The sequence below is a fragment of the Nonomuraea sp. NPDC050202 genome, assembly GCF_040656115.1.
Lineage (GTDB): Bacteria > Actinomycetota > Actinomycetes > Streptosporangiales > Streptosporangiaceae > Nonomuraea.
On the sequence record NZ_JBFALF010000007.1, the window covers coordinates 346,166 to 365,590 of the forward strand.

A 19,425-nucleotide genomic window follows, 5' to 3' on the forward strand; every position below is an offset into this window, starting at 1 on the left:
AGGTCATCCGGCTGGCGAAAGCCCGCCGGGACGCAACCCCGCCCTCACGCGTTCACCACACACCGCGGCGGACCCGGCCGCGATCAGACATTGCGGCGGACCCGGCCGCGTTCAGACATTGCGGCGGACCCGGCCGCGTTCAGGCATTGCGGCGGACCCGGCCGCGATCACACATTGCGTCTGTACTGGCCGCCCGCCTCGAACAGCGCGTCGGTGATCTGGCCCAGCGAGCAGTGGCGGGCCGCCTCCATCAGCACCGCGAACGCGTTGCCGTCGGACATGGCGGCCTCGCGGAGGCGGCTGAGCTGGGCGGGTGCCTCGGAGCGGTTGCGCTCGTGGAAGTCGCGCAGCCGCCGTAGCTGCGACTGCTTCTCCTCCTCGGTGCCCCTGGCCAGCTCCAGCTTGTGCGGCTCCGGCTCGTCGGTGTCCTTGGTGAACGTGTTCACGCCGACGATGGGCAGCGAGCCGTCGTGCTTGCGCATCTCGTACAGCATGGACTCGTCCTGGATCTTGCCGCGCTGGTAGCCGGTCTCCATGGCGCCGAGCACGCCGCCCCGGTCCGACAGCCGCTCGAACTCGCTCAGCACCGCCTCCTCCACCAGGTCCGTCAGCTCCTCGACGATGAACGCGCCCTGCAGCGGGTTCTCGTTCCTGGCCAGGCCCCACTCGCGGTTGATGATGAGCTGGATGGCCATGGCGCGGCGCACCGAGTCGGCCGACGGGGTGGTCACGGCCTCGTCGAAGGCGTTGGTGTGCAGGCTGTTGCAGTTGTCGTAGATGGCGATCAGGGCCTGGAGGGTGGTGCGGATGTCGTTGAAGTTCATCTCCTGGGCGTGCAGGGAGCGGCCCGAGGTCTGGACGTGGTACTTCAGCTTCTGCGAGCGCTCGCCGGCGTCGTAGCGCTCGCGCATCGCCACCGCCCAGATGCGGCGGGCCACCCGGCCGAGCACGCTGTATTCGGGGTCCATGCCGTTGGAGAAGAAGAACGACAGGTTCGGCGCGAAGTCGTCGATCTTCATGCCTCTGGCGAGGTACGCCTCCACGTAGGTGAAGCCGTTGGCCAGGGTGAAGGCGAGCTGGCTGATCGGGTTCGCCCCGGCCTCGGCGATGTGGTAGCCGCTGATGGAGACCGAGTAGAAGTTCCTGACGCCGTTCTCGACGAACCACGCCTGGATGTCGGCCATCATCCGCAGGGAGAACTCGGTGGAGAAGATGCAGGTGTTCTGCCCCTGGTCCTCCTTGAGGATGTCGGCCTGCACGGTGCCCCTGACGGTGGCGAGCGTGCGGGCGCGCAGGTCGCGGTCCTCGGCCTCGTCGGGGTCGCGGCCGTGTTCGGCGCGGAAGCGGTCTCTGGCCTGGTCGATGGCGGCGTTGAGGTAGAAGGCCAGGATGGTCGGGGCCGGGCCGTTGATGGTCATCGACACGGACGTGTTGGGTGCCGCGAGGTCGAAGCCGTCGTAGAGCACCTTCATGTCGTCGAGGGTCGCGATGGACACCCCCGAAGTACCGACTTTTCCGTAAATGTCGGGCCGCACGTCGGGGTCGTGGCCGTACAGCGTCACCGAGTCGAACGCCGTGGACAGCCGGGTCGCGGGCTGCCCCTGCGACAGCAGCTTGAACCGCCTGTTCGTGCGGAACGGGTCACCCTCCCCGGCGAACATCCGGGTCGGGTCCTCGTCGTCGCGCTTGAACGGGAACACCCCGGCGGTGAACGGGAACATGCCCGGCAGGTTCTCGCTCCTGAGGAAGCGCAGCAGGTCGCCGTGGTCGCTGTAGCGGGGCAGCGCCACACGAGGGATGCGGTTGCCGGAGAGCGTCTCGCGCCAGAGCGGCGTGTGGATCTCGCGGTCGCGCACCTTCACGACCAGCTCGTCGGCGGAGTACCGCGCCTTGACGGCGGGCCAGCCGTCGAGCAGCGCGCGGCTCTCCTCCGACAGCTCCCGCTCCACCCGCTCGCTCTCCCGCGCGCCGTCCTCGTTCAGCAGGTCGCGGACGGCGGCAAGCTGCTGGCGGCGGCGCGCCACCTCGGCCTGCGCGAGCGTCTCGGCGTGGTACCCGCGCACGGTCTCGGCGATGTCGGCCAGGTAGCGGGACCTGGCGGGCGGGACGATCGCGGCCGACACCTGGGACGTGCGGCCCTCCACCGGGGCGAGCAGCCCGGGGCCGCCGTCGCCGATCGGGAGCAGCGGCTTGAGGTGGTGGTAGAGGGCGGTGACGCCGGCGTCGTTGTAGCGGGCGGCGATGGTGCCGAAGACCGGCATGTCGTCGGGTGAGGCGCCGAACGCCTCGCGGTTGCGTACGAGCTGGCGGCGCACGTCGCGCAGGGCGTCCTCGGCGCCGCGCCGCTCGTACTTGTTGATCACCACGGCCTCGGCGAAGTCGAGCATGTCGATCTTCTCAAGCTGGGAGGCCGCGCCGAACTCCGGCGTCATCACGTAGATCGGCACGTCCACGTGCGGCACGATGCCCGCGTCGCCCTGGCCGATGCCCGGCGTCTCCACGATCACCAGGTCGTAGCCGGCGGCCCGGCAGGCGGCGATCACGTCGTCGAGGCAGGCGGGCACCTCGTTGGCCGCGCCCCTGGTGGCCAGGGAGCGGAAGTAGGTCTGGGGGCTGAGGCTGTTCATCCTGATGCGGTCGCCGAGCAGCGCGCCGCCGCCCCGCCTGCGGGTGGGGTCGATGGCGATGATCGCGATGCGCAGCTTGTCGTCGTTGTCGACGCGGAACCTGCGGACCAGCTCGTCGGTGAGCGAGGACTTGCCGGAGCCGCCCGTACCGGTGATGCCGAGCACGGGGGCCTGCTTCCCCGCCGCGCGCAGGCCCTCGACCAGGCCCTCGGGGGCGCGGCCCGACTCGATGAGGGTGATCGCGCGGGCCAGCGCCGCCTGGTCGCCGGAGACCACGGCCTCCACCGGCGGCGGGTCGCCCAGCTCGACGTCGCAGTCCTCGATCAGCTTGTTGATCATGCCGGGCAGGCCGTACCGCTGGCCGTCCTCGGGCGAGAAGATGCGGGTGACTCCGCGCGAGTGCAGCAGCTCGATCTCCTCCGGGACGATCACGCCCCCGCCGCCGCCGTACACCTTGACGTGCCCGGCGCCGCGCTCGCGCAGCAGCTCCACCAGGTAGGAGAAGAACTCCACGTGGCCGCCCTGGTAGGAGCTGATCGCCACACCCTGGACGTCCTCCTGGATGGCCGCGGTGACGATCTCGTCCACCGATCGGTTGTGCCCGAGGTGGATGACCTCGGCCCCCTGGGACTGGAGGATGCGCCGCATGATGTTGATCGCCGCGTCGTGCCCGTCGAACAGGGCAGCGGCGGTCACGAAGCGTACTGGGTGGGCCGGGACGTGCACGCCTGATCACTCCTTCGTGGAGGCCTCTCCTTCCGAAGATACTAGGACGTCCTACTATTTCCCAAGGGCGTCCGGGGTAGAGGGCCCTTCGAGGGGGTGACGCCGATGCGCGCGCTGACGTTCGTGCCAGGTCAGAAAGGCACGCTCGACGTGGAGGAGGTGCCCGACCCGGAGCCGGGGCGGGGCGAGCTGCTCGTCCAGGGGCTGGCCCTGGGCATCTGCGGGACGGACAGGGAGCTGGAGCAGGCCGAGTACGGCTGGCCGCCGCCGGGCAGGGAACGCATGGTCATCGGGCACGAATCGCTCGGCCGGGTGCTGGAGTCGCCGGACGGCTCCGCGTTCTCGCCAGGGGACCTGGTGGTGGGCGTGGTCCGCCGGCCCGATCCGGAGCCGTGCGGGGCGTGCGGGCACGGCGAGTTCGACATGTGCCGCAACGGCCGCTACACCGAGCGCGGCATCAAGGAGATCGACGGGTACGGCAGCCAGACGTGGACCGTCGAGGCCGCCTACGCGGTGCGCCTGGACCCCTCGCTGGCGGACGTCGGGGTGCTGGTCGAGCCCGCGTCGGTGGTGGCCAAGGCGTGGGAGCAGATCGAACGGATCGGCTCGCGCACCTGGTTCGAGCCGCACACACTGCTCGTCACGGGCGCGGGGCCGATCGGGCTGCTGGCCGCGCTGCTCGGACGGCAGCGGGGCATGGAGGTGCACGTGCTCGACCGGGCCCCGCGCGGGCACAAGTCGGACCTGGTCGAGGCTCTCGGCGGGACCTACCACTCGGCCTCGTCCCTGGAGCCGTTCGCCCGGGCCAAGCCGGACGTCATCATCGAGTGCACCGGGGCCGGGCAGCTCGTCATCGACTCCATGATCACCACTGCCGCGGCGGGGATCGTGTGCCTGTGCGGGCTCGCTCCCGGAGGGCGTACGCACCGGGTGGACGCGGGGGTGATCAACCGGGACATCGTCCTGGAGAACGACGTCATCTTCGGCACCGTCAACGCCAACCTCCGCCACTACCGCGACGCGGCCGCGGCGCTGGCGGCGGCGGACCGGGGGTGGCTGGAGCGGTTGATCACGCGCCGGATCCCGCTGTCCCGCGCCCTGGAGGCCTTCCAGCCCGACGAGAACGACGTCAAGGCCGTCATCGACCTGACCGCCTAGCGGCACCATCAGGGAGGCCGGGGAGCCCGGCCAGGGCGCGACGCATGTCGCCCGGGGCCGCCGAAGCGTGACGCGTGTCGCCGGGAGGCCGCCGAAGCGCGACGCGTGTCGCCGGGAGGCCGCCGGGGCGCGGCGCGTGTCGCCGGGAGGCCGCCGGGGCGCGGCGCCGGTGGCGCTGGGGCGCGGCGCCGGTGGCCGCTGGGGCGCTCAGCTCGGGTCGTAGGGCTTGCGCCGCTTCGGGGTGGGGTGCGGCTTCGGGGTGGAGCGACCGGCGCCCGCCGGGACCCGCGCCTTCGCGGTGCGGCCGGTCTGCGCGCCGGACGCGGCGGATGTGGCCGAGCGGGGCTTGGCCTGCTCCTTCGCCGGATCCGAGAGCGGCGCGTCGCCATGCTCCTGCGCCCGCCGGGAGTCCGCGGCGTCGCCACCATGCGGCTTCCCGGAGACCGCGGCCTTGCCGCGGGCCTTCACCAACAGGGGCGCCTCATCGCCGGCCTCCTTCTCGCCCGCGAACGGGTTCCTGGGCGACGGGACCCCCGGCCTCGCGGGAGGACCGGCCGGGTTGCCACGCCAGGGCAGCCACGGCAGGCGGCGGTGGGTGCCGCGGCGGCGGCCGGTGACGCGGAGCGAGAGGACGATGGTCATGAGGACCATCGCGGCCAATAACGCGGGCGGCGTGCCCAGCACGTCCAGCGGCGACCCGTGCCCGGTCTCGGAACGGGGCGGCGACACGAAGGGCCGCTCGGTCGACCGGATCTCGTCCAGCCGCTCCAGGTTGTCCTTGACCATGCGCGGGATGCCGTATCCGACGACCTTGTCCGTCTCCCTGGTCTTGCGCTTGAGCCAGACGCGGTCGACGTTCGCCTCGATGGTGTGGATCTTCTTGCCCTCGACGCGTTCCACGACCCCGACGTGATCGATGCCCTTGTAGCTCTTGCCGCCGCGCCAGTCGAAGAAGACCAGCGCTCCGGGCTCGGGCTTCCGGCTCCAGGCGTTCTGCTGGATGAACCAGGCCGCGTGGGAGGGCGTCCAGGCGAACTCGCCGACGTAGTCGGTGAGGCCGGACTTGTCCGCGGCCCAGGCGAGGAACATGTCGCACCATGGCGCGTCGCGGTACTGGGTGTCTTGGACGCGATCCGCGTACCACTGACCGAACTTGGTGAACTGGCCGCTCTTCTCCTTGTAGCCGAGTTCCTGCCGCACCGTTTTCAGCAGCTCATCCGCGATCGGGTCCAGGGTGACTCCTCCCAGAAAACCGACAAATCACGATGGACTGTAGTAGCGCCATCGCGGAATTGCGCGTATCAACCGGAAAGTGTCTGGTTGTGAGCCGAAATTATGGCTTTGTGGCTTCTGTGACCGATGGGACTGGCTACTACTCTCGTTAGGAGCCCGCGCCCACCCGGTAGATGCCCTCGTCGCCCATGCCCGGCGCGACCACGTCGGCCACGATCACGGTCACGTTGTCCGGCGAGCCTCCCTCGTTCGCCAGATCGATGAGCCGCTGGACGCACGCCGCCGGGTCTGCCACCGTGGTCAGCACTTCGTGCAGCATCTCGGGCCCGAGCACGGTCGTGAGCCCGTCAGAGCAGAGGAGGTAGCGATCATCAGGCTCGGCTTCGCGCAGCGCCATGTCAGGCTCGGCCCTGCCCTCGCTGCCCAGCACCCGCAGCACCATCGAACGGCGGGGGTGCACCGCGGCTTGATCCTCCGTTATCCGGCCTTCGTCCACCATCGACTGCACAAGTGTGTGATCCTTGGTCATCTGGTAGAGCGCACCATCGCGAAGCAAGTATCCGCGGGAGTCACCGAGATGAGCCAGGGCGAAGTGGTAGCCATCCCACAGCATGGCGGTCACCGTGGTCCCCATGCCCCTGCGGGCGGGGTCGATGTCGGCCAGCTCGACCAGCCTGCGAGCCGCCTCGTGCACGGCGCCCTCCAGGGCCGCCTCAAGGTCCGAGCCCGTCTCGGGAAGCGTGGCATCCAGCTCGCGCATGACGGCGATCGCCGCCGAGCTCGCCAGCTCGCCGGCCGCGTGTCCACCCATCCCGTCAGCCACCACGAGCAACCGGCCGCTCGCATAGCCAGAATCCTCGTTCTGCTCCCTGCGACGGCCCACGTCTGATCCGGCGGCATAGCGGATGTTGTGCTTCATACCCTGCAGTAAATCATTGGTTGAAAGACTTCACAAGCAGATGCGCTGAAGACTCTTGTGAACTACTGTGGGCTCCATGAGCCACGACCCGACCGTGAACGCCGGGGACATCGCCCGGCTCGCGGGTGTCGGGCGTGCCGCGGTGAGCAACTGGCGCCGTCGCCACGACGACTTCCCCCAGCCCATCGGCGGCACCGCCAACCAGCCGCTGTTCTCGCTGCGGCAGGTCGAGTCCTGGCTGCGGCGCTATGGGAAGTCCTACCAGGTATCGCTGGGAGATCGGGTCTGGCAACGCCTGAAAGCCGCGGGTGATTTGCGGCTGGGCGAGCTGGTGGCCCAGGCCGGAGTCCTGCTGACCGGGGCCGGCCAGGCCGGAACCCTGGTGACCGGGGCGAGCCGGGAGGAGAGCGCCGGCGGCGGGCTCGATCCCGAGCTGGCCGAGCTCGTCCGCGAGCTGGGCGAGCAGCACGGCGCGTCGGCCGCGTACGAGTTCCTCTGCGAGCGTTACCTCGAAGCCCACTCCCGGCAGCTCTCGGTCACCCGGGAGGACGTCGCCGCGCTGATGGTGCGGCTCGTGAGCGCCGGCGGCGCGACCGTACTCGACCCGGCCTGCGGCGTCGGCACCCTGCTGCTCGCCCCCGGCTCCGCGGCGCGGACACCGGACGGGGAGAGCGGCGTCACCTCGGCGCGGACCACGAACGGAGAGGGCGACGCCGATCCGGCGCGGACCACGAACGGGGAGAGCGGCGCCAACCCGCCGCGGGCCTCGAACGGAGAGGACGGCGCCAACCCGCCGCGGGCCTCGAACGGAGAGGACGCCGCCCACCCGCCGAGCGGCCTCGCCCCGGCGCGGGTGCTCGGGCAGGAGCTGAGCGAGACCTCCGCCGCGATCACCGCCGCCAGGCTGCTGCTGCGCGGCGTCGAGGCCAGGATCGTGGCCGGCGACACCATGCGGCACGACGGCTTCGCGGGCGAGCGGGCCGACGCCGTGGTGTGCGACCCGCCGTTCAACGAGCGGGCCTGGGGCTACGAGGAGCTGACCGGCGACCCGCGCTGGGAGTACGGGCTGCCGCCGCGCGGCGAGCCGGAGCTGGCCTGGGTGCAGCACTGCCTCACCCACGTCAAGCCGCGCGGCCTGGTCGCCATCCTCATGCCGCCGGCCGCCGCCAGCCGCAAGGCGGGCCGCCGCATCCGCGCCAACCTGCTGCGCGCGGGCGCGTTGCGGGCGGTCGTCGCGCTGCCCGGCTCCGACCTGTGGCTGCTGCGCCGCCCGGCGGCCGGTGAGCGACCGCCGTCCGAGGTGCTCATCCTGGACGCCACGGCCGACCTGTCGGTGGTCGAGCCGGCCTGGCAGGCGTACCTGGAGGACCGTTCCGACCAGACCGTACGCATCATCGACCTGCTGGCCGACGAGGTCGACATGACCCCGGCCCGGCACCAGCGGCGCGACGACGTGGGCCGGGCGTTCGCCGAGGCCCGCGACCGTTTCCTCGCGGCGGCGGCCGTGCCGCCGGACCTGAAGGTGCTGGAGCAGCCGCTCGACCAGCCCGCGACCACGCTGGGCGACCTGATCAAGGAGGGGCTGGTGACCACGTCCCAGGCCCCGCCCAAGATGTCCGCCGACGGCGGCGACGTGCCGGTCCTGACCTCCGACGACGTGCTCAGCGGCGGCGCCCCGTCCGGCCTGACCACCGTTCAGCAGGGGCTCGTGCCGATCCACCCCGGCGACGTGGTGGCCTCCTACTCGGCCGTGCGGGTGGTGGAGGACGGCGGCGGCGCCGTGCTGGGGCCGCACCTAACGCTGTACCGGGTGGATGCGCGCAGGCTCGACCCCGACTTCCTGGCCGGCTTCCTGCGGGCCGCGGGCGGGCGGGTGACGACCGGCTCCAGCAGGTTCGACGTGCGGCGCACCCGCCTGCCGCGGCTGTCGCTGAAGGAGCAGAAGGCGTACGGCGAGGCGTTCAGGCAACTCGCCGTGCTGGAGGACGCCATCCGTGAGACCTCGACGCTGGGGCAGACGCTGATCCGGCTGGGCCTCGACGGCCTCGCCGACGGCCACCTGCACCCGCAGTCCTGACGGTGTAGTTTTTCCCCGAAAGGCTGCGGGAGGGGCGTTGATGGTCATCGGTGACCGCTATGAGCTCGACGACCTCCCTCTTGGGCAAGGCGGCATGGGCGCCGTCTACGCGGGTCACGACCGCCACCTCGACCGGCGGGTCGCGGTGAAGCTGCTGCGGCTGCCCAGCGGGCCCGATCAGGAGCTGGAGCGCAGGTTCATCCGCGAGGCGCGCATCCTGGCCCGGCTGGAGCATCCGGGGGCTCCCGTCCTGTACGACTTCGGCACCCACGAGCAGCGGCTCTACCAGGTGATGCAGTTCATCGAGGGCGTCACGGTGGCCGACGTGGTGCACGAGCACGGGCCGCTGCCGGTGCCGTGGGCCGCGGCGATCGCGGCGCAGGCGTGCGCGGTGCTGTCGGCGGCGCACGCCCTGGCCATCTGCCATCGCGACCTCAAGCCGACCAACCTCATGCTCTGCCCGGACGGCAGCGTGAAGGTGCTGGACTTCGGGCTGGCCATGCTGCGGGAGTCGGACGTCACCACGTTCACCAGGATCGGGCAGATCCTGGGCACTCCGGCGTACATGGCTCCCGAGCAGATCCAGCACGGCGTCGCCGAGCCGCGCAGCGATCTGTACGCGCTCGGGTGCGTGCTGCACGAGATGCTGAGCGGGCGTCAGCTCTTCACCGGGCCGACCGACTACGTGGTCTTCGAGAAGCAGGTCAAGGAGCGTCCGCCGCGGATCCCGGGGCTGCCGGAGCCGCTGAGCGCGCTGCTGGCGCAACTGCTGGAGAAGCAGCCGGACGACCGGCCCGCCGACGCCGACGAGCTGTACGGGCGGCTCGACCCGTTCGCCGTGGACCTGCCGATGTTGCCCGGCTTCCTGGCCGAGGCGCCGAGCCCGGGCCGCATGTACGCGCGGATGGCCGGACGCGTCCTGACCACCTGACTTCCCCGGCGGAAGCCACCGCTAAGGTAAGCCTTGCCTAACAAGGAGAAGGTGTATGCGGTGGACGGGACTCGGGCTGTCCCTGGCGGTGCTGGTGGCCATGGCGGCGTTGAGCCTGGCGGTCGGCGCGCAGGCGATACCCATCGGCGAGGTGTGGCAGCAGTTCTGGCACCCCGACGGCGGGGAGACGGCCGCCGTGATCCACGACCTCCGCCTGCCCCGCACGCTGCTCGGCCTCTGCGTCGGCCTGGCGCTGGGCCTGGCGGGCGCGCTCATGCAGGGGCTGACCCGCAACCCGCTGGCCGACCCCGGGCTCCTCGGCGTGAACTCGGGCGCCTCGCTGGCCGTCGTCTGCTCGATCCTGTTCTTCGGGGCGCACGACATGACCACCTGGGTGTGGTTCTCGATGGCGGGCGCGCTGGTGGCGGCCGTGGCCGTGTACGCGCTCGGCGCCCACCACCCCACCCGCCTCGTGCTGGCGGGATCCGCGATCAGCGCCTCGCTGGTGGCCGCGATCAACGGGGTGCTGGCGCTGGACTCCGGCGTGTTCGACCAGTGGCGGTTCTGGGACGTCGGGGCGCTGGCCGGGCGCTCGCTGGACGTGGTGGCGCAGGTGGCGCCGTTCGTGCTGGTGGGTTCGCTGCTGGCGCTGGGCCTCGGGCGCGGGCTGAACGTGATCGCGCTGGGCGAGCAGACCGGGCGGGCCCTGGGCGTGCGGCTGGGGCGTACCCGGCTGCTGGCCGGGGTGGCGATCACGCTGCTGTGCGGGGCGGCGACGGCGGCTGCCGGGCCGATCGGGTTCATCGGGCTGATGGCGCCGCACGCCGTACGCGCCTTCACCGGGCCTGACCACCGCTGGGTGCTGGCGTACTCGGCGGTGCTCGCCCCCGCGCTGCTGCTGGCCGCCGACGTGCTGAGGCGGGTGGTCGTCCGGCCGGGAGAGCTGGAGAGCGGCATCGTGACCGCGTTCGTGGGCGGGCCGATCTTCATCTACCTGCTGCGGCGGCGGAAGGCGGTGGCGGCGTGAGGACGCTGCGGATCTCGGGGCTGGCGCTGCGCGTCCACGTGCGGGCCTGCGTGGTGATGGGGTGCCTGCTCGCGGCGAGCGCCGCGCTGGCCCTGGTCGCGCTGACCACCGGCTCGGCCCTGTCCACGGGCGACGCGCTGCGGACGCTCTTCGGGTACGGCGACGCCGCCACCGAGCTGGTCGTCTACACGTTGCGCGCGCCCCGGGTGCTGCTGGCCCTGTTCGTGGGCGCGGCGCTGGGCGTCGGCGGGGCGGTGGTGCAGAGCCTGTCGCGCAACCCGCTGGGCAGCCCGGACGTCATCGGCGTGAACGCCGGGGCCGCCGCCGGAGCCGTGCTGATGATCCTCGTCCTGGGCTCCGAGAGCGGGGTCTCGCTGGGGGCCCTGGTGTGCGGGCTGGCGGCGGGGCTGCTGGTGTACGCGCTGTCGTTCAGGCGGGGCGTCAAGGGGACGCGGCTGGTGCTGGTCGGCGTGGGGGTGACGGCGATGCTGCACTCGCTGATCGCGTACCTGCTGACCCGGGCCGACCTGTACGAGTCGCAGGGCGCCAAGGTGTGGCTGATCGGCAGCCTGGCGGGGGCGAACTGGGAGCGGGTCTGGCCCGTGGCGCTGGCCGTCGTGGCGGGGCTGCCGGTCGCGCTGGGGTTGAGCCGGTCGGCGGCGCTGATGGAGATGGGGGACGCCGCGGCGGGAGCCCTGGGGTTGCGGGTGGAGAGGCTGCGGCTGGTGCTGCTGCTGATCGCGGTCGGGCTGTCGGGAGTGGCCGTGTCGAGCGCGGGGCCGGTCGGGTTCGTCGCGCTGGCGGCGCCACAGCTCGCCAGGCGGGTCACGCGGGCGCCCGGCCCGGGGATCGCGTCGTCGGCCGCCATGGGGGCGCTGTTGCTGGGGGCCGCCGACCTGGTGGCGCAGCGGCTGCCCACGCCCGGCCAGCTTCCCGTGGGGGTGCTGACCGGGGGGCTCGGCGGGTTGTACCTGGCCTGGCTGCTGTATCGGGAGTGGCGCCGTTAGCGGGGCAGGGCGGCGAAGGCGGTGATGAGGGCGTCGGCGAGCTCGTTGCGCCAGCAGTAGCGGTCGTGGCCGCCCGCGTACTCGTGGAACGTGCTCGTCTCCCCCAGCCGCTCGCGCAGCCGCGCCGTCGGCCCCGTCAGGGCCCATTCGTCGGTGCCGACCTGGAGGTGCACCGTGGGCGGCGCCGTCCTGGCCAGCTCGCCCGTGAGCCATTCCGGCTCCGGGCCGTTGGGCCACCAGAACGAGCCCGACTGCGACACCGCCGCCACGAACCGGTCGGGCCGGCGGTGGGCGGCGTAGACGGCCGCCAGCCCGCCGAAGCTCTGCCCGGCGATCACCGTCGCCCCTTCGTACGGCAGCGCGTCCACGAACTCCGGGTCGCAGGTGAGCAGCCGCGCCCGGTCGGGCCCCGACTCCACCAGCCAGGCCGTGACCGGGGGCAGCGCCCCCGCCTCGATGAGGTTGTCGAGCATGACCGGCAGGTCGTCCACCCAGTGCTCGCCGTCCAGGACCACCAGAGTGGCGCGCGGCGGGCGTGCCGGGTCGTACCGCCAGCCGTTCGGATGGCGGGTGAGCTCGTGCCCCGGCTCGGCGCACGGGGCGAGCCAGGGCGACGGCGGGGCGGTCTCGGCGACCGAGAAGCCCCGCCAGACCCGCGGGTTGAGCGGGTCGGTGACGACGGCGCCGTCCACGGACAGCCGGTACGAGGCGCGCCAGCCGGCCGGCACCACGTACGTGCGGTGCCAGCGGTCGCCGGTGCGCTCCATCAGCGCGGCATCGGTGTCATGGGTCAGCTTGTTGGCCAGCACCCGCACCTCCGAGGCCGCGCCACGCCACTGGAACGTCACGGCGCGGTGGCCGGCGTCCACCTCGGTCACCAGCGGCGAGGAGTCCACGCCGGGCGCGGGAGTGAGCAGGGTCTGCGGAGGTGCGGGCCTGGGGACCCGCGGCGGGAGATCGCGCATCAGGAGAACTGCTGCTCGATCCGGCCGAGGATGTTGGAGGCGCTGTAGTAGTCGATGCGGAAGGCGTCGATGCCCAGGTCGTGGACCCGCTTGCCGGTGACGGCGGGCAGGTCCTTCCACAGGGCCTTGGCCTCGGTGGCGGCGATCTGCTCGGCGCTGTGGCCGGCGAAGAAGATCGAGCTGTCGCCGAACGCCTTGATGACGTTCTCCTGGGAGATGTTCACGATGTCCTTGCGGCCGCCGCCCTCCTTGGTGGACTCGGCGGCCAGCGCCGCGTCGACCGGGTGCAGCTTGAAGCCGAGCGCGGTGAGCAGGCCGCCCTGGGCGGAGGCCTCGGTGAAGACCGGGATGTCGGTGTTGTTGTCGCGCAGGATGACGGCTTCCTCGGCGGGAACCTTGATCTTGGCCTTGACCTCGGCGACGCGCTGGTCGTAGCCGGCGACGACCTTGGCGGCGTTCGCCTCCAGGCCGAGCGCCTGGCCGAGCTTGGTGCTCAGCTCCTGCCAGGTCACGTTGTCGTGCCGGAACAGGATGGTCGGCGCGACGGCCTTGAGCTGGTCGTAGACCTTGGCGGTGCTGTCGGCGCCGGAGGCGCTGCCGACGATGAGGTCGGGCTTGGCCGCGATGACCTTCTCGATGTCGGCCTCGTAACCCTGGTACAGCACGCTCACGCCGGCCTTGGTGGCCGCCTCGGACCACTGCTTGAAGAAGCCGTTGGCGTCGGTGATGGGGCCGGGAGGGGTCGCCTGGGAGGACACGACGGGGGCGCCGATCGCGAGCAGCTGGCCGGTCATCGTGACGCTGGTGGACACGATGCGCTTCGGCGTGGCGGGCACCTCGGTCGTGCCGGCCTCGTGCCGCACCGTACGTGTCGGACCGCTCTGCGCCGAGGTCCCGGCGGCCTCCTCGCCGCCGGACCCGCACGCGGCGAGGCCGACCGCCGCCAGGAGCGCCGCGAGGCCGGCGCGGATGAGGGATGCCACATCAACTCCAAGTCAGGTGAACCTCATGTCAATTAGGGCAGCTAACCTAACCACCTGGTGAGCTCCCCGAGGGGTGGCCAGGTGAAGAACGCGCTCTCTCCGGTTACACGGATCGTTATTTAACCTTCGTTGACAGCAGCGTGTGAGCACCGGGACTCTCATGAGAGAGCGCTCTCTCACTCTGTTCCTCAAGCATGACCCAGGAGGGTTTCCCATGGCCCCTCGCATCCGGCGGCTCGGCCTGCCGTTGCTCACCGCGTCCGTCCTCGCCCTGGCGACGGCGTGCGGCGGCGGAGGAGGCGGCAACACCGCCACCGAGTCGAGCGCCAAGCCCGGAGAGAAGATCAAGCTGACGGTCGACCTGTTCGGCGACTTCGGCTTCAAACCGCTCTACGCGGAATACAAGAAGACCCACCCGAACATCGAGATCGTCGAGAACGTCACGCAGTTCAACGACCACCACAGCAACCTGGTCAAGCGGCTGGCCACGAACGCGGGCGCGGGGGACGTCGCAGCGGTCGAGGTGGGCTACATCAGCACGTTCACCGCCCAGCCGGGCAAGTTCGTGGACCTCAAGCAGTACGGGCTCGACAAGCGCCAGCCGGACTACCTCGACTGGAAGTGGCAGCAGGGCCTGAGCAAGGACGGCGCGCAGGTCCTCGGCCTCGGCACCGACGTGGGCGGCCTGGCCATGTGCTACCGCAAGGACCTGTTCAAGAAGGCCGGGCTGCCCGAGGAGCGCGAGCAGGTGTCGGCGCTCTGGCCGACGTGGGAGCAGTACATCGAGACGGGCAAGAAGTTCGCCGCGGCGAACGTGGCCGGCGCCAAGTTCGTGGACTCCCCCGGCGAGATCTTCCGCGCCATGGTCAACCAGGCCCCCGTCGGCCTGTACGACGCCCAGGACAACATCATCGTCGAGTCCAACCCCGACGTGAAGAAGGCCTGGGACCTGTCGAACCAGCTCACCGCCGACGGCCTGACCGCCAAGCTGGCCGCCTTCTCGCCGCCGTGGAACACCGGCTTCGCCAAGGGCTCGTTCGCCACGATCATCTGCCCGGCCTGGATGACCGGCTTCATCCAGGAGCAGGCCAAGGACTCGGCCGGCAAGTGGGACATCGCGAACGTGCCCGGCGGCTCCGGCAACAGCGGCGGCTCGCACCTGATGGTGCCCAAGCAGAGCAAGCACCCCAAGGAGGCGGCCGAGCTGATCGACTTCCTCACCTCCAAGGAGAACCAGGCCAAGGTCTTCAAGGAGGAGGGCACGTTCCCGTCCATCCCGGCCCTGTACGACGACCCGTCGATCCAGAACTTCACCAAGCCGTTCTTCGGCGACGCCCCCATCGGCAAGATCTACTCCGACGCCGCCAAGGCGCTCAAGCCGCAGCACCTCGGCCCGAAGGAGGCCGACGTGCGCACGGCCATCGGCAACGGCCTCGGGCGCGTCGAGCAGGGCAAGCAGACGCCGGACGAGGCGTGGGCACAGGTGATCGAGGACGTCAAGAAGATCAAATGAGCACCCTTCCCCTCGCGGTCACGCGACGGCGTAGGCGCAGCGTGCGGCACACCCTCGACGTGAGGGTGTCGCCGTACGCCTACGTGGCCCCGTTCTTCCTGCTGTTCTGCGCCTTCGGCCTGTTCCCGCTGGTCTACACGGCCTGGGTGAGCCTGCACGAGTGGACGCTGCTGTCCGAGACGCAGGAGTTCGTCGGGCTCGGCAACTACTCGACGCTGCTCACCGACGCGTACTTCTGGAACGCCACCTTCAACACCCTGTCCATCGGCGTGTTGTCGACCGTGCCGCAGCTCGCGCTGGCCATCTGGCTGGCGCACCTGCTCAACCGGCGGCTGAGGTTCCAGACGCTGTTCAGGATCTCCCTGCTGCTGCCGAACGTCACGAGCGTGGTCGCGGTCGTGGTGATCTTCAGCCAGCTCTTCGGCCGGGACTTCGGGCTGATCAACTGGATGCTGTCCTGGTTCGGGGTCGGCCACATCGACTGGGCGGCGGGCACGGCCACCTCGCACGTGGCGCTGTCAGTGATGATCATGTGGCGCTGGACCGGTTACAACGCGCTGATCTTCCTGGCCGCCATGCAGGCCGTCCCGCGCGAGCTGTACGAGGCCGCGACCCTGGACGGCGCGAGCAACTTCACCCAACTCCGCCGGATCACGATCCCGATGATCCGCCCGACCATCATCTTCGTGGTCATCGTCTCCACGATCGACGCCATGCAGATCATCGCCGAACCCATGCTGTTCGGGCAGAGCAGCGGCGGCGGTGGCGGCATCGCCACGGGCGGCCCCGACCGCCAGTTCCAGACGCTGGCGCTGTTCGTCTACGAGCAGGGCTTCGCGAACTCGACGTTCGACTTCGGCTACGCCTCGGCGGCGTCGTGGCTGATGTTCGTGGCCGTGGTGGTCGTCGCCGGGATCAACTTCCTGATCACCCGCAAGGTGAAGGGAGGTCTGGTGTGAGACTGCGTTACCTCACCCTGACCGCGGTGGCCTTCTTCTCGGCGTTCCCGCTGTACTACAGCGTCGTGGTGGCCTCCAGGCACAACTCCGCGCTGGCCGAGGTGCCGCCGCCGCTGATCCCGGGCGGGAACTTCTTCGCCAACGTCTCCCGGGTCTTCGACACCGTGCCCTTCGGGCTCGCGCTGGCCAACTCGTTCATCGTGGCGGGGTCGATCTCGATCGCGGTGATGTTCTTCTCGACGCTGGCCGGGTTCGCCTTCGCCAAGCTGAAGTTCAGGGGCAGGAACATCATGCTCGTGATCACGGTCGCGACCATGATGGTCCCCGCGCAGCTCGGCATCATCCCGCTCTACATGCTCATGGTGAAGCTGGAGTGGACCGGCACCAACTACGCGCTCATCGTGCCGGCGCTGGTCAACGCGTTCGGCGTGTTCTTCATGACGCAGTACCTCTCGCGCGCCCTGCCCACCGAGCTGCTGGAGGCCGGGCGGGTGGACGGCTGCTCGACGTGGGGGCTGTTCTGGCACGTCGTGCTGCCGGCCGCGCGTCCGGCGGCGGCGGTGCTGGGCATGCTGACGTTCATGTCGGCCTGGAACGACTACTTCTGGCCGCTGGTCGTGCTCAACCCGGACAATCCGACCGTCCAGGTGGCGCTGTCGACCCTGGCCAGCGGGTACGTCAACGACTACGTGCTCGGCCTGGCGGGAACGGCGATCGGGACCCTGCCGCTCGTGGCCGTCTTCGCCCTGTTCGGCAAGCAAATCATCGGTGGAATCATGCAAGGAGCTGTTAAGGGATGATCTTTCCCGAGGACTTCGTCTGGGGCGCCGCCACGGCCTCGTACCAGATCGAGGGGGCGGTCAAGGAGGACGGGCGGGGCCAGTCGATCTGGGACACCTTCTCCCACACCCCCGGGAACGTGGCCGACGGCGACACCGGCGACGTGGCCTGCGATCACTATCACCGCTTCCGTGACGACATCGGGCTGATGCGCGAGCTACGGCTGGCGGCCTACCGGTTCTCGGTGGCCTGGCCGCGCATCCAGCCGGACGGCGAGGGCTCGGTCAACCCCCGCGGCCTGGCGTTCTACGACAAGCTCGTAGATGAACTCCTGGCCGCCGGAATTTCGCCTTATGTCACGCTTTATCACTGGGATCTCCCCCAAGCTCTCGAAGACCGCGGCGGCTGGACGAACCGCGACACCGCCTACCGCTTCGCCGACTACGCCGAGGCCGTGCACGCCAGGCTCGGGGACCGCGTCGCCGACTGGGCCACGCTGAACGAGCCCTGGGTGGCCGCCTTCCTCGGCTACGGCAACGGCGTGCACGCGCCGGGCCGCCGCCGCCCGGCCGACGCCATGCGCTCGGCCCACCACCTGCTGCTCGGCCACGGGCTGGCGGCCCGGCGGCTGCGCGAGGCCGGCGCGCGGCGCATCATGCTGGTCGTCAACTCCTCCCCCGTGCTCACCCCCGCCCAGGTCAACGACCCGTCGGCGGTGCCCAGCGAGGCGGACGCGGCCGCGGTGCACCGCATCCACACGCTGCTGACCAGGCAGTTCCTCGACCCGGCCGTGTACGGGACCTACCCCGAGGAGGTGCTGGACGCGGCGGCCCGCAACGGCGGGACGGACCACATCCACGACGGCGACCTGGAGCTGATCAACGCCCCGATCGACCTGATCGGCGTCAACTACTACAACCCGTGCGTGGTGGAGTCGGGCCCCGGGCTGCCGGCCGACGCCGCCTGGCCGGGCTCGGAGAACGTCAGGTTCGCCACGGCGGACGCGCCGACGACCGCGATGGGCTGGCCCATCGTGCCGGACGGGCTGTCGAGGCTGCTCGTCCGGCTCTCCCAGGACTACCCGCAGGTCGGCCTCATGGTGACCGAGAACGGCGCGGCCTTCGACGACGTCGTGCAGGACGGCCGGGTGCACGACGACGAGCGGGTGGCGTACCTGGACGGGCATCTGCGCGAGGTGCACCGGGCCATCGAGGCGGGCGCGGACCTGCGGGGTTACCTGGTGTGGTCGCTGCTGGACAACTTCGAGTGGGCCGAGGGTTACCGGCGGCGCTTCGGCATCGTGCACGTGGACTACGCGACGCTGGAGCGGGTGCCCAAGGACAGCGCGCTGTGGTACCGGGACGTGATCGGCAGAAACGGCCTGTAGATTCTTTGACGTGCTCTCCCTCCTGGTGCAGACATGAGGCGCCCGACCCTTGAGGCGGTCGCCGCCCGCGCGGGCGTTTCGCGCGCCACCGCCTCCCGGGTGGTCAACGGGCAGACGACGGTGGCGCCGCACATCCGCGACGCCGTGCTGCGCGCGATCGACGAGCTGGGGTACGTGCCCAACTCCGCCGCGCGCAGCCTGGTCACCCAGCGCACCGACTCCGTGGCCCTGGTCGTGAGCGAGCCGGGGACGCGGGTGTTCTCCGAGGACCCGCTGTTCTCCACGGCGATCAGGTCCGCCTCGGTGGAGCTGGAGGCGATCAACAAGCAGGTCGTGCTGATGCTGGCGTCCTCGCCCAAGAGTCACGCCAGGGTGGAGCGTTACATCGCCGGCGGCCACGTCGACGGCGTGATGCTGCTGTCCATGCACGGCGCCGACCCGCTGCCGTCCGCGCTGTCGCGGCTGCGCGTGCCGGTCGTCTCCTACGGGCGGCCCGCCGTGCCGGTGGACATCCCGTTCGTCGACAACGACAACGTCGGCGGGGCCGAGGCCGGGGTGCGGCACCTGGTGGAGACAGGGCGGCGCAGGATCGCCACCATCGCCGGGCCGCAGGACATGATCGCCGGCCAGGACCGCCTGGCCGGCTACCGCAACGTGCTGCGCGACTCCGACCGCCGCTCGATCGTGGCGGTGGGCGACTTCACCCGCGAGTCGGGCGCGATCGCGATGCGCCAGCTCCTCGGCGACGATCCGGCGCTGGACGCCGTGTTCGTGGCCAACGACCTGATGGCGGTCGGGGCGTTGCAGTCGCTGCGGCAGGCCGGGCGGCGGGTGCCCGACGACGTGGCGGTGGTGGGCTTCGACGACATCGAGGCGGCGAAGTACACCGAGCCGCCGCTGACGACGCTCCGGCACCCGGTCGTGGAGCAGGCGGCGGCCATGGTCAGGCTGCTGCTCAACCTGTTCGAGGGCGGGCCGACCGATCCGATCATCCTGCCCACGGAGCTGGTGATCAGGGAGTCGGCCTAGCCCGTCGGCCACGCCCCCGCCGCCGGCTCGAACGCGGCCGACGCGTTCGTCCGGATCTCCTGTCTGGTCGGCACGGCCCCGGGGGCCCGAGCCGCCGAGGCCGG

At 71.0% G+C, this 19,425-nt stretch carries 15 protein-coding genes; 10 read left to right on the forward strand and 5 right to left on the reverse strand.

What is annotated here, in order from left to right; all coding sequences use genetic code 11:
- Window positions 1–167 precede the first annotated feature (167 nt).
- Complete coding sequence (gene icmF / locus AB0I79_RS22635) at window positions 168–3,353, reverse strand: fused isobutyryl-CoA mutase/GTPase IcmF (RefSeq protein ID WP_357875919.1); 3,186 nt, start codon at window positions 3,351–3,353, stop codon at window positions 168–170.
- A 105-nt stretch (window positions 3,354–3,458) separates the two neighbouring features.
- Here icmF and AB0I79_RS22640 point away from each other — a divergent pair, with 105 nt between their 5' ends.
- Window positions 3,459–4,511 carry a glucose 1-dehydrogenase gene (locus tag AB0I79_RS22640; RefSeq protein ID WP_357875921.1) on the forward strand — a complete coding sequence of 351 codons (1,053 nt, stop codon included), beginning with the start codon at window positions 3,459–3,461 and terminating at the stop codon, window positions 4,509–4,511.
- A 207-nt stretch (window positions 4,512–4,718) separates the two neighbouring features.
- On the opposite strand, the gene AB0I79_RS22645 is transcribed toward AB0I79_RS22640, so the two are convergent.
- Together AB0I79_RS22645 and AB0I79_RS22650 are read right to left on the reverse strand one after the other, a co-directional pair.
- Window positions 4,719–5,711, reverse strand: coding sequence for a CHAP domain-containing protein (locus tag AB0I79_RS22645; protein WP_357875923.1), 993 nt, complete (start codon window positions 5,709–5,711; stop codon window positions 4,719–4,721).
- A gap of 181 nt (window positions 5,712–5,892) precedes the next feature.
- Entirely contained in the window at window positions 5,893–6,663 is a 771-nt protein-coding gene (locus AB0I79_RS22650) for a protein phosphatase 2C domain-containing protein (protein ID WP_357875925.1), read from the reverse strand.
- Between the two features lie 76 nt (window positions 6,664–6,739).
- On the opposite strand from AB0I79_RS22650, the gene AB0I79_RS22655 reads away from it, so the two are divergent.
- The 4 genes from AB0I79_RS22655 to AB0I79_RS22670 are packed head-to-tail and all read left to right on the forward strand — an operon-like array spanning window position 6,740 to window position 11,705.
- The gene (locus tag AB0I79_RS22655) at window positions 6,740–8,740 is read left to right on the forward strand and encodes an N-6 DNA methylase (protein WP_357875927.1); all 2,001 of its coding nucleotides are present in this window, start codon (window positions 6,740–6,742) and stop codon (window positions 8,738–8,740) included.
- 40 nt (window positions 8,741–8,780) lie between these two features.
- The gene (locus tag AB0I79_RS22660) at window positions 8,781–9,671 is read left to right on the forward strand and encodes a serine/threonine-protein kinase (protein WP_357875928.1); all 891 of its coding nucleotides are present in this window, start codon (window positions 8,781–8,783) and stop codon (window positions 9,669–9,671) included.
- Window positions 9,672–9,726: 55 nt separating this feature from the next.
- Window positions 9,727–10,698, forward strand: coding sequence for an iron chelate uptake ABC transporter family permease subunit (locus tag AB0I79_RS22665; protein ID WP_357875930.1), 972 nt, complete (start codon window positions 9,727–9,729; stop codon window positions 10,696–10,698).
- Complete coding sequence (locus AB0I79_RS22670; protein ID WP_357875932.1) at window positions 10,695–11,705, forward strand: iron chelate uptake ABC transporter family permease subunit; 1,011 nt, start codon at window positions 10,695–10,697, stop codon at window positions 11,703–11,705. Before AB0I79_RS22665 ends, AB0I79_RS22670 begins: the two co-directional genes overlap by 4 nt.
- Here the strand turns inward: AB0I79_RS22670 and AB0I79_RS22675 are convergent.
- Together AB0I79_RS22675 and fepB are read right to left on the reverse strand one after the other, a co-directional pair.
- Entirely contained in the window at window positions 11,702–12,670 is a 969-nt protein-coding gene (locus tag AB0I79_RS22675) for an alpha/beta hydrolase-fold protein (RefSeq protein WP_357875933.1), read from the reverse strand. The two genes, AB0I79_RS22670 and AB0I79_RS22675, sit on opposite strands and share 4 nt — an antisense overlap.
- Window positions 12,670–13,653: a Fe2+-enterobactin ABC transporter substrate-binding protein gene (fepB, locus tag AB0I79_RS22680; protein WP_357875935.1), complete on the reverse strand. Its 984-nt coding sequence runs from the start codon at window positions 13,651–13,653 to the stop codon at window positions 12,670–12,672. Before fepB ends, AB0I79_RS22675 begins: the two co-directional genes overlap by 1 nt.
- Window positions 13,654–13,867: 214 nt before the next feature.
- Here fepB and AB0I79_RS22685 point away from each other — a divergent pair, with 214 nt between their 5' ends.
- From AB0I79_RS22685 to AB0I79_RS22705, 5 genes are read left to right on the forward strand one after another with little or no spacing between them, the layout of a single operon-like run.
- Window positions 13,868–15,166: an extracellular solute-binding protein gene (locus AB0I79_RS22685; protein WP_357875937.1), complete on the forward strand. Its 1,299-nt coding sequence runs from the start codon at window positions 13,868–13,870 to the stop codon at window positions 15,164–15,166.
- The gene (locus AB0I79_RS22690; RefSeq protein ID WP_357875939.1) at window positions 15,163–16,125 is read left to right on the forward strand and encodes a sugar ABC transporter permease; all 963 of its coding nucleotides are present in this window, start codon (window positions 15,163–15,165) and stop codon (window positions 16,123–16,125) included. The genes AB0I79_RS22685 and AB0I79_RS22690 overlap by 4 nt, the downstream gene beginning before the upstream one ends.
- Complete coding sequence (locus AB0I79_RS22695) at window positions 16,122–16,925, forward strand: carbohydrate ABC transporter permease (protein WP_357875941.1); 804 nt, start codon at window positions 16,122–16,124, stop codon at window positions 16,923–16,925. Before AB0I79_RS22690 ends, AB0I79_RS22695 begins: the two co-directional genes overlap by 4 nt.
- A complete protein-coding gene (locus tag AB0I79_RS22700) occupies window positions 16,922–18,292 on the forward strand; it encodes a GH1 family beta-glucosidase (protein ID WP_357875943.1) in 1,371 nt (456 codons plus the stop codon). Before AB0I79_RS22695 ends, AB0I79_RS22700 begins: the two co-directional genes overlap by 4 nt.
- Window positions 18,293–18,325: 33 nt before the next feature.
- Window positions 18,326–19,321 (forward strand): LacI family DNA-binding transcriptional regulator, encoded by a 996-nt coding sequence (locus tag AB0I79_RS22705; protein WP_357875945.1) that lies wholly within the window; start codon window positions 18,326–18,328, stop codon window positions 19,319–19,321.
- Window positions 19,322–19,425: the final 104 nt, after the last annotated feature.